This is a genomic window from Raoultella sp. (genome assembly GCF_039594335.1).
Classification (GTDB): domain Bacteria; phylum Pseudomonadota; class Gammaproteobacteria; order Enterobacterales; family Enterobacteriaceae; genus Klebsiella.
Genome location: NZ_JBCNNS010000116.1, coordinates 1 through 10634, shown reverse-complemented (window position 1 = coordinate 10634; position 10634 = coordinate 1). Strand labels below are relative to the sequence as shown.

The following is a 10634-nucleotide window of genomic DNA, read 5'->3' as shown; positions in this document are numbered from 1 at the left end:
TCCAACATCGGTAGAAACAAGATGGATAAATTATCATATTAATCATGATGTTAATTTGCAGTGGATAATTTGTGTCCATTTATAAAATCGCAAAACTTCTCGATTTTTCTTAGAAAAAGGGGACTGTTAACGGCATAAAACGCTGTTTTTGTAGTCAAAAAAGCGCATCGTAATGCGATCTGTCTCTCATTTCTGACGTCATTCAGCGGTTACTGGAAACAAAAAAGCGGCCGGCAGGCCGCAGGCCAGAGTTACTTTCTGCGGCCGGTGATCCGACACCACTCTTCTTTCTCCACCACCGGGTCGAGGGCAAAGCGATCGACATAGGCTTCGCAGACGCTTTCCGCCTGGCTGGCGAGAATACCGGAAAGGCCCAGCAAACCGCCTGAAACGGGCAGCACGCCGATTAACGGGGCCAACTCACGTAATGGTCCTGCCAGGATATTGGCGACCACCACATCGGCGCTGAGCGCTTCTGGCTGGTCCTGCGGTAAATAGAGTTCCAGACTATCTGAGACGCCATTACGTTCGGCATTATCGCGGCTGGCCTGAATCGCCTGCGGGTCGATATCAATACCGATCGCTTTTGCGGCACCCAACTTTAGCGCCGCAATTGCCAGAATGCCCGAACCGCAGCCGAAATCGATAATCGTTTTGCCTGTCAGATCCAGTCCATCCAGCCATTGCAGACAGAGCGAGGTGGTCGGGTGTGTGCCGGTACCAAACGCCAGGCCCGGGTCTAGCATGACGTTGACCGCGTTTGCATCCGGCACTTCGCGCCAGCTTGGGCAAATCCACAGGCGCTCACCAAAACGCATTGGGTGGAAATTATCCATCCATTCACGTTCCCAGTCTTTATCTTCCAGTTGCTCGATTTTATGCGTGAAACCGGCGCCCAGCAGCGGATGTTGCTCGAGAATAGCCACCACGTCATGCATATCGCTTTCAGCATCAAACAGGCCGATAACATCGGTGTCTCCCCACAGGCGAGTTTCACCCGGCAGAGGCTCGAAAACCGGCGTATCGTGAGTATCCTGGAAAGTGATGGAGACCGCGCCGGCCTCCATTAGCGCGTCGCTGAGGTCTTCAGCATGTGCGCCGGTGGTATTCAGTTTCAGTTGGATCCATGGCATAGCAAAACTCTTTATTTGTCAGTAGTCATAACAGCGGCTGGTGGAACGGGCTGACCAAAACGGTTTCCCATCACAAAAGCCAGCAAACTTAGCAGTAGTGAGGGCACGATAGGATGAAAGCCCAGGTACTGAACATTAAACGTCGCGAGCAGGGCATAGAATACCCCGCCCACAAGCATGGCGCTGAGTGCCCCGGCAGCATTAGCGCGCTCCCAGTATAAACCCAATACCAGCGGCCATAAGAACACCGCTTCCAGGCCGCCGAAGGCTAGCAGGTTAAGCCAGATGATCATTTCGGGTGGTCGCCAGGCTGCCAGGATCATCAGGATCCCGAGCACCAGCGTCGTGGCGGTGGAGATCCGCTTCAGCTTCAATTCATTGTGCTTTTTAGCGGGCTGCGCGCTCAACCAAAGATCTTTAATGATCGTAGCCGATGCCTGCAATAAATGGGCGTTAACGTTTGACATGATCGCTGCCATCGGTGCGGCAAGAAACAGGCCCGCGGCCCACGGCGGTAAAACCTGCACCATCAATGTCGGGATGACCTGATCCGGGACGGTCAGATGCGGCAGAACCGCGCGACCAAGCGCACCGGCCAGATGCATGCCAAACATCAGCAACGCCACAACCACGGTACCGATGATAATGCCGCGGTGGACGGCTTTACTGTCTTTGTAGGAAATGCAGCGCACAGCAGTATGTGGCAGGCCGATCACCCCGAAGCAAACCAGCACCCAGAACGAGGTCATAAAGGTCGGCGTGAGGATACCATCAACGCCTTCCGGCGATATCAGCTGTGGGTCAATTTTTTGCAGTGTGTCTACTGCGCTGTGCAGTCCGCCAGCGGCGTGTACGACGCCGACCAGTAGCACGATGGTCCCTATCAGCATGACCATACCTTGCATGGTGTCGTTTAGTACGCTGGCGCGAAAACCGCCGAATGCCGTGTACAGCGCAATGGTTATCCCGAAGATTAACAGGCCAGTCTCATATTTTATGCCTGCCGCGGTCTCCAGCAGTCGTGCGCCGCCGATAAACTGTACGGCAATGGCCCCAACGAAAGCGACCAGCAGGCTGATACTGGCAATCCAGACCACCGCCCGGCTCTGGTAGCGAGCCTGCAACATATCGTTGAGGGTGATGGCGTTGTAGCGACGGGCCAGGATTGCAAATTTCTTACCGAGGATCCCCAATGAGAGCCAGATTGTTGGCACCTGAATCATGGCCAGCAGGACCCAGCCGAGCCCGTATTTATACGCGGCTCCAGGACCGCCGATAAATGAGCTGGCGCTGATATAGGTAGCGGTGAGCGTCATAGCCAGCACGAAACCGCCCATTGAGCGACTGCCGAGGAAGTACTCGCTTAAAAAGCTGCCGTTGCTGCGTTGGCGCATGGCGTAGATTGACAGCCCGAACACCACGAACAGGTACGTAATCAGGACGACGATGATTTCAAACTGCATCGTTATCCTCCAGAGGAATATCGCGGAAGATAAAACGTACCATCGCCCAACACAGCAAAGTAAACAGCAGGGGGACCAACAGGCAGGCCATTTCGAACCAGTGCGGCAGTCCGGTAATGCCAATGCCGCTATTCGGCAAATAAGCAGCTGCCAACCAGGCGGCAAGATAGAGAAAGGTCAGCCACAGCGCCCAGCGCGCTTCTTTGTGGGCCTGAACAAACCGTTTGTCCATTTTTATGTCCCGGGAGGATGAAGAAAGCGGGGATTGTACCGCATGGAAAAGATCAGAGGAGAGAAAAAGAAAAAAGGCCGGATTATCCGGCCTTTTACTGCGCATACAGGATTATTTTTCCTGCAAGCCAAGTTTTTTCTCCAGATAGTGGATATTGGTTCCACCATGCTGGAAATGCTCGTCATTCATGATGCGAATCTGCAGATCGACGTTGGTTTTGATGCCGTCGATGATCAGCTCCTGCAGCGCATTTTTCATCCGTGAAATCGCCACATCACGGTTTTCGCCGTAACAAATCAGCTTGCCAATCATTGAGTCATAGTACGGAGGGACGGTGTAGCCTGCGTAGATATGAGACTCCCAGCGTACGCCGAAACCGCCCGGCGCGTGGAAGCGGGTGATTTTACCCGGGCTCGGCAGGAAGGTGTTTGGGTCTTCGGCGTTGATACGGCATTCTACCGCATGGCCACGAACCTGGACTTCTTCTTGCTTGATGGACAGCGGCTGGCCAGCAGCGATACGCAGCTGTTCTTTGATCAGGTCAACGCCGGTAATCATTTCGGTTACCGGATGTTCAACCTGAATACGGGTGTTCATTTCAATGAAGTAGAACTCACCGTTTTCAAACAGGAACTCAAAGGTGCCTGCGCCGCGATAGCCTATGTCGATACACGCTTTAGAGCAGCGTTCGCCAATGTAGCGACGAAGTTCCGGAGTAATACCCGGCGCCGGCGCTTCTTCGACCACTTTCTGGTGACGACGCTGCATTGAGCAGTCGCGTTCTGCCAGATAGATAGCGTTGCCCTGACCGTCAGCCAGTACCTGGATCTCAATGTGACGCGGATTTTCCAGGTATTTTTCCATATATACCATGTCGTTGCTGAATGCAGCTTTTGCTTCAGCTTTGGTCATGGAGATGGACTGGGCCAGTTCAGCATCGCTGCGCACAACGCGCATACCGCGTCCGCCGCCGCCGCCGGAGGCTTTGATGATAACCGGATAGCCGATGCGTTTTGCATGAGCGCGGTTAGCATCCATATCGTCGCCCAGCGGGCCGTCAGATCCCGGAACGGTTGGTACGCCCGCTTTCTTCATCGCGGTGATCGCAGACACTTTATCGCCCATCAGACGAATCGTATCGGCTTTCGGGCCAATGAAGATGAAGCCGGAACGTTCAACCTGCTCAGCAAAGTTGGCGTTTTCGGACAGGAAGCCATAACCCGGGTGGATGGCCACCGCGCCGGTAATTTCCGCTGCGCTGATGATTGCCGGGATATTCAGATAGCTTTTTACGGACGGAGCCGGGCCGATACAGACCGTCTCATCCGCTAACAGTACGTGTTTTAAATCGCGATCCGCAGTAGAGTGCACAGCGACGGTCTTGATGCCCAGTTCTTTACAGGCACGCAGGATACGCAGTGCAATCTCGCCTCGGTTGGCGATAACAATTTTATCCAGCATGTTTGCCTCGTTACTCGATGACTACCAGCGGCTCATCAAATTCTACCGGTTGGCCGCTTTCGATCAGAATGGCTTTCACCACGCCGGATTTATCGGCTTCGATCTGGTTCATCATTTTCATCGCTTCTACGATGCACAGGGTGTCGCCCACGTTAACTTTCTGACCGACTTCCACGAACGCTTTTGCGTCCGGGCTCGGGGTACGGTAGAAAGTACCGACCATCGGGGAACGTACGATGTGACCGCTGATTTCAGCTTTCGCCGGCGCGTCTGCCTGAGCGGAGGCGGCGGTCGGTGCGGTTGCAACCGGTGTCTGAGCTGGCATCATCGGCGCGGCATAAGCCTGCTGCATGACCGGGTAGCCCGCATTTGGTGCGGCACGGCTGATGCGTACAGACTCTTCGCCTTCAGAAATTTCCAGTTCGGAGATGCCTGATTCTTCAACCAGCTCGATCAGCTTTTTAATCTTACGAATATCCATGAGTGGGTTCCGTACTCTTTGTTTAGTGTGATTGTGACAGGCGTTTTACCGCCGTCTGTAAAGCGTATGAATAGCCGTCCGCACCGAGTCCGCAGATGACGCCCGAGGCGATATCCGACAGATAGGAGTGGTGACGGAACGGTTCGCGTGCATGTACGTTGCTCAGGTGAATCTCGATAAACGGGATACTGACCGCAAGCAATGCATCGCGGATAGCCACGCTGGTGTGCGTAAACGCGGCCGGATTAATCAGGATATAGTCCACAGTGTCTTTAGCCTGATGAATTCGGTCGATTAGCGCGAATTCCGCATTGGACTGCAGGTGATCCAGCGCCACATTCAGAGCCGAAGCTTCTGATTCCAGACGGTTAACAATCTCAGAAAGCTTAAGGGTGCCATACTTCTCAGGCTCACGGGTACCGAGCATATTAAGGTTGGGTCCGTTTAAAAGCAAAATGCGAAACTTGTCAGCCATTGTGTGGCTATCTCCTGCTATTCTCGGGTAAAAAACAAAATATACCTTCGAAGCGCGCTTGTCACCTTTTCAGGGCGCGAAAACCCTGTCAGGAAAACCAAAGTCGCACATTATAACGATTTCGTAGCATTTGGCAGCTAAATACTGGTCTTATCAGGGAAGATTATCAACCGCTATCGTTCAAAGCGTCGCGGTTGATAAAAGATCTGCGGGAAACTGCACATATCCGATGATTATCGCCACCACTGACGGAACTTCTTGTAACGCCATGCTAAAAGCAACGCGGCCAGCAGGGCATAAATCACCGGCTGTGGGGATAAGATCTTCACCGACCACAGGTAGTGAATGGGGGCAAGGATTGCCACCAGATAGACGAAGTTGTGCAAATTTTGCCATCGGCGACCCAGTTTTCTCTGCAACGCTTGTGTTGAGGTGGCGGCCAGCGCCAGCAAAATCAACCAGCTGATAAAACCCAACGTCAGGTAAGGTCTGCTGACTAACTCCGAGCCCAGCAGCGCCAGATTGTTGATACCTAACTCCAGCAGCGTGTAGCTGGTGAGATGCAGCGTTGCCCAGGCAAAGCACCACAGCCCGAGTAAACGCCGGGTACGAATTAACAACGGTTGTTTAGCGTAGCGCGCGAGCGGTGAGACGAGCAAGGTCGCAAGCAAAAATTTAAGAGCCATCCTACCGGTAAAGTGTTGGATATCTTTTGCCGGGTCGGCGCTAAAGTAGCCCTGATGTCCGGCCCAGAAGAGCCAGATGAAGGGTAAGAAGCCGGCCAGATGGAGTCCCACCTTCAGCCAGGTAATCTGTTTTACGCTCAGACGCACTAGTAGTACTCCCGCAGATTCAGTCCCCGATAGAGCGACGCCACCTGGTCAGCATAGCCGTTAAACAATAGCGTCGGTTGGCGCTTAACATCGAGCACGCCGCCAGAGCCGATAAAACGCTCTGTGGCCTGCGACCAGCGCGGATGATCGACGTGCGGATTGACATTAGCGTAAAAGCCATACTCCTCCGGCCCGGCCAGATTCCAGGTGGTGGGGGGCTGCTCGCGCGTCAGCTCGATGCTGACGATGGACTTGATACCTTTAAAACCGTATTTCCACGGGACGGTCAGCCGGACAGGCGCGCCGTTTTGCGGTGGCAGCGCTTTACCGTAAACGCCGACGCTCAGCAGCGTCAGTGGGTGCATGGCTTCATCCAGCCGAAGCCCTTCTACATAAGGATAAGCCAGCCCCCCGCCGATAAAGCGATCTTTTTGCCCCGGCATCTGGTCCGGCGCATACAGGGTTTTAAATGCGACAAAACGGGCGTTGCTGGTGGGTTCAACCAGCGCCAGCAGTTTATGCAGCGGGAAGCCAACCCAGGGCACCACCATTGACCAGGCCTCCACGCAGCGCATCCGGTAAATGCGCTCTTCCAGTGGAAAGCGCCGGGTCAGGTCGTCATGATCGAGCGTCAGCGGTTTGGCCACTTCGCCGCCGATTGTCAGCGTCCACGGGTCGGTACGCAGACTGCCAGCATTGGCGGCCGGATCGGCTTTATCGAGGCCAAATTCATAGAAGTTGTTATAGCCAGTAACTTTATCTTCTGGGGTCAGCGCGAGCTTACTTTGCCATTCGGCAGGTTTATTGAAAGTGAGCGCTTTACCGGCCGGCGCCGGCGGGCGGTCATGACCTTTAAACCAGTCCAGCAGATCGGCTTGCGCCGTGGGGGAAAGAGAAAGGGCCGTTGCGGTGATCCCGAGTGACTTCAGAACCTGGCGGCGCTGCAGCATAAAAACGGATTCTGCCGTTACATCGGCTTCCGTGAGTTTTTTGGGTTTCATGACATCCTCCGGCATGCTTTTTCCTAAGCATGACGGAGGTGGCGATTTATCGCGAATATGTCACGAAAAATTGCAGATTAGGCGATCTTCACCAACGTCCGACCCTGGATCTGATTGTTCATGATCTTAGCGGCGAATGCCGGGGCCTCTGCCAGCGTAATTTCCGTGGTGCTTGTGGTATAGAAGGATTCCGGCAGGTCGCGCACCAGACGTTGCCAGGCTTCAGCGCGACGCGCGGACGGCGTCATGACGGAATCGACCCCCTGCAGGCGAACATTACGCAGAATAAACGGCATTACCGTCGTCGGCAGTGCGAAGCCCCCGGCCAGACCACAGGCGGCGACGCAGCCGCCGTAGTTCATCTGTGCCAGCACTTTCGCCAGTACTTTGTCCCCGACGGTATCAATCGCGCCAGCCCACAGCTGTTTTTCCAGCGGACGGGTTTCGGCAAACTCTTCACGACCAAGAATGCGCTGCGCACCGAGGCTTTTCAGATATTCATGGGTGCTTTCGCGGCCAGAGACTGCGGTGACCGAATAGCCGAGCTGATGCAGCAGCGCAATGGCCGTACTGCCGACGCCGCCGCTGGCACCCGTCACAATGATTTCACCATCCAGCGGACGGATGCCGGCATCTTCCAGCGCCATGACGCACAGCATAGCGGTGAAGCCGGCGGTACCGATCGCCATCGCTTTACGGCCATCAAGACCTTCCGGCATCGCAACCAGCCAGTCGCCTTTCACACGCGCACGTTCGGCCAGACCGCCCCAGTGGTTTTCGCCGACGCCCCAGCCGGTCAGCAACACTTTCTGGCCGCTGTGGAAGCGCGGATCTTCGCTTGAGTGAACGGTGCCGGCGAAATCGATGCCAGGAATCATCGGAAAGTTGCGGATGATTTTTCCCTTGCCGGTGATCGCCAGCGCATCTTTATAGTTAAGGCTGGACCAGTGAATATCGACGGTGACATCGCCCTGCGGCAACTGGTCGGCGTCGATGGTTTGCACCGAAGAGATTGTTTTACCATCCTGCTGTTCTAATATTAAAGCCTGCATATACGGGTCCTTATTTGTACAAAGATTGGAAAAAATTTTCTGCAGACTATACTCGCTATCGACATTATTACGCCGATATAACGCAATAAATTGCCAGAAACGCCAGCTTTGATAGTATGCCTCGCGTTTTAGAAAGTTAGTGCTTGCTTTAGGTACTGTGCCAGTACAGGAGCCTGAGAATCTATCGGGCAGTCATTCACTCGCGGAGTTAACACAGGGATGCGATTAACGACGAAGTTCTCAGCATTTGTCACGCTGCTTACCAGCCTGACCATCTTTGCCACGCTCATAGGTGCTTCGCTGAGTTTTTATAACGGTATCCAACTGAAAATGGAGAATCGTGCCCAGGCCGTGGCGACGATGCTGGATAACCGCCTGGTTTCATCCTCTTTCGATAAGCTCGAACCGCAAATGGATGAGTTGATGACGCCGGTGGAGATTGTGCAGGTCGATTTTCTGCTTAACGGCAAGCCGGTGCACGTTCACGCGCGTAGCGACAGCTACCGCCCACCGGGGAGTAAGAATCAGTATCGTGAAATAACGGTGCCGTCGTTAAAACACCCCGGTATGACGATTCACCTGGTCTACCTCGACCCGATGGTAAATTATTTTCGCTCGTTGCACATCACTGCGCCTTTATCGATAGCTATCGGCTTTATGGTTTTGGTTATCTTTTTCTCCGTACGCTGGATTCGCCGTCAGCTGGCGGGACAGGAGCTGCTGGAGGTGCGTGCTGCGCGGATCCTCAACGGCGAACGCGGACCGCAGGTACGAGGGTCGGTACATGAATGGCCGGCAAGCATCAGCAGCGCGCTGGATATGCTGCTTTCCGAGCTGCAGTTTGCCAGCGATCAGCGCAGCCGTATGGATACGCTGATTCGTTCTTATGCTGCACAAGACTCGAAGACCGGGCTGAATAACCGCCTGTTCTTTGATAATCAACTGGCGAGTTTGCTGGAAGATCAGGAAAAAGTGGGTTCGCACGGTATCGTGATGATGATCCGCCTGCCGGAGTTCGATCTGCTACGTGATAACTGGGGGCGAGCCGCTGCCGAAGAACACTACTTCACGCTTATCAACCTGCTGTCGACTTTTATTATGCGCTATCCCGGGGCGCTGCTGGCACGCTACCACCGCAGTGATTTTGCCGTACTCCTTCCTCACCGTACCTTAAAAGAGGCCGATAGCATCGCCGGATTGCTGTTAAAAGCGGTAGATGCGCTGCCGCCGACGCGGATTCTTGACCGCGATGACATGATGCATATCGGTCTTTGCGCTTTCCGCAGCGGGCAGACGACGGCCCTGGTGATGGAACGCGCCGAGGCTGCGACGCGCAATGCGGTGCTACAGGGCAGCAATAGTTGGGCAGTCTACGATGACTCATTACCGGAGAAAGGGCGCGGTAACGTCCGTTGGCGTACGCTGATTGAACAAATGCTCAGCCGCGGCGGGCCGAGGTTGTATCAGAAGCCGGCCGTTACTCGCGACGGGCGCGTCCATCATCGTGAACTGATGTCGCGATTGTATGACGGCAAGGAAGAGGTGAGCGCGGCAGAATATATGCCAATGGTGCAACAGTTCGGCCTGGCGGAAGAGTATGACCGCCTGCAGATCACGCGATTGCTGCCCTTTTTAAGTTTTTGGCCGGAGGAAAACCTTGCGCTGCAGGTGACGGTGGAATCATTGATCCGGCCGAGATTTCAGCGCTGGCTGCGTGATACCTTGATGCAGAGTGAAAAATCGCAACGTCGACGGATTATTTTTGAACTTGCAGAGGCAGATGTTTGTCAATATATCGGCCGCTTACAACCGGTAATGCGCCTGGTCAATGCTCTGGGTATTCGTGTTGCCGTTGTGCAGGCCGGATTAACGCTGGTTGGAACCAGTTGGATCAAGCAGTTGGATGTCGAAGTCATTAAGCTGCACCAGGGACTGTCGCGCAATATCGAAAAGCGCAGTGAGAACCAGCTGCTGGTTCAGAGCCTGGTGGAGGCCTGTAAGGGTATGCCGGTCCAGGTTTTTGCAACTGGCGTTCGTAGTCGTAGTGAGTGGCAGGTGCTGTCTCAATGCGGTGTTACGGGTGGGCAGGGGGAATTTTTTGCCGCCACACAGCCACTTGACACGAATGTGAAAAAATATTCGCAAAGATACTCGGTTTGATCTGCCGTTTAGCGTGATTTCACGTAGAATAACGCGCGCCATAGTGAAGGGGGTGTGCTTGTCTACCTGCCGGATTATCGCAATGTAAATGCCAGCAAATGACCTTTGACGGGTTACGGATTCAGGCGCGGAGTGCTGTTGACGATTTCGCCACTGAATGGACCCGGTAAATTTGTAACGAAGGAAATGCGCTGCACTAATTTTCACCGTAGCAGATGATTTTTGCGCCTTGTCGCTGCTGCGTGTGGTTGGTAAAGTAAGCGGATTTTGTTTTCCGCCCCAGCTTTCAGGATTATCCCTTAGTATGTTAAAAAAATTTCGTGGCATGTTTTCCAATGACCTG

10 protein-coding genes are annotated in these 10634 nt (G+C 54.1%); 1 reads left to right on the top strand and 9 read right to left on the bottom strand.

Annotation, left to right across the window (positions count from 1 at the left end):
• Window positions 1-251 precede the first annotated feature (251 nt).
• The 9 genes from prmA to acuI all read right to left on the bottom strand — a co-directional run bounded on the left by prmA (window position 252) and on the right by acuI (window position 8131).
• Window positions 252-1133 carry a 50S ribosomal protein L11 methyltransferase gene (gene prmA / locus ACZAHD_RS17565; RefSeq protein WP_462457919.1) on the bottom strand — a complete coding sequence of 294 codons (882 nt, stop codon included), beginning with the start codon at window positions 1131-1133 and terminating at the stop codon, window positions 252-254.
• A gap of 11 nt (window positions 1134-1144) precedes the next feature.
• Entirely contained in the window at window positions 1145-2596 is a 1452-nt protein-coding gene (gene panF, locus ACZAHD_RS17560; RefSeq protein WP_462457918.1) for a sodium/pantothenate symporter, read from the bottom strand.
• Entirely contained in the window at window positions 2586-2828 is a 243-nt protein-coding gene (locus ACZAHD_RS17555; RefSeq protein ID WP_462457917.1) for a YhdT family protein, read from the bottom strand. The genes panF and ACZAHD_RS17555 overlap by 11 nt, the downstream gene beginning before the upstream one ends.
• A gap of 111 nt (window positions 2829-2939) precedes the next feature.
• Entirely contained in the window at window positions 2940-4289 is a 1350-nt protein-coding gene (gene accC / locus ACZAHD_RS17550; protein ID WP_462457916.1) for an acetyl-CoA carboxylase biotin carboxylase subunit, read from the bottom strand.
• 10 nt (window positions 4290-4299) lie between these two features.
• Window positions 4300-4770, bottom strand: coding sequence for an acetyl-CoA carboxylase biotin carboxyl carrier protein (gene accB / locus ACZAHD_RS17545; RefSeq protein WP_462457915.1), 471 nt, complete (start codon window positions 4768-4770; stop codon window positions 4300-4302).
• 22 nt (window positions 4771-4792) lie between these two features.
• Window positions 4793-5245 (bottom strand): type II 3-dehydroquinate dehydratase, encoded by a 453-nt coding sequence (gene aroQ / locus ACZAHD_RS17540; RefSeq protein WP_004868300.1) that lies wholly within the window; start codon window positions 5243-5245, stop codon window positions 4793-4795.
• A 233-nt stretch (window positions 5246-5478) separates the two neighbouring features.
• Window positions 5479-6078 carry a protein-methionine-sulfoxide reductase heme-binding subunit MsrQ gene (gene msrQ, locus ACZAHD_RS17535; RefSeq protein ID WP_462457914.1) on the bottom strand — a complete coding sequence of 200 codons (600 nt, stop codon included), beginning with the start codon at window positions 6076-6078 and terminating at the stop codon, window positions 5479-5481.
• A complete protein-coding gene (msrP, locus tag ACZAHD_RS17530; RefSeq protein ID WP_462457913.1) occupies window positions 6078-7079 on the bottom strand; it encodes a protein-methionine-sulfoxide reductase catalytic subunit MsrP in 1002 nt (333 codons plus the stop codon). The genes msrQ and msrP overlap by 1 nt, the downstream gene beginning before the upstream one ends.
• 77 nt (window positions 7080-7156) lie before the next feature.
• Window positions 7157-8131, bottom strand: a complete 975-nt coding sequence (acuI, locus tag ACZAHD_RS17525; RefSeq protein WP_462457912.1) for an acrylyl-CoA reductase (NADPH) — start codon at window positions 8129-8131, stop codon at window positions 7157-7159.
• Between the two features lie 219 nt (window positions 8132-8350).
• Between acuI and csrD the strand changes: the two genes are divergently transcribed.
• Window positions 8351-10291, top strand: coding sequence for an RNase E specificity factor CsrD (gene csrD / locus ACZAHD_RS17520; RefSeq protein ID WP_462457911.1), 1941 nt, complete (start codon window positions 8351-8353; stop codon window positions 10289-10291).
• Window positions 10292-10634 lie beyond the last annotated feature (343 nt).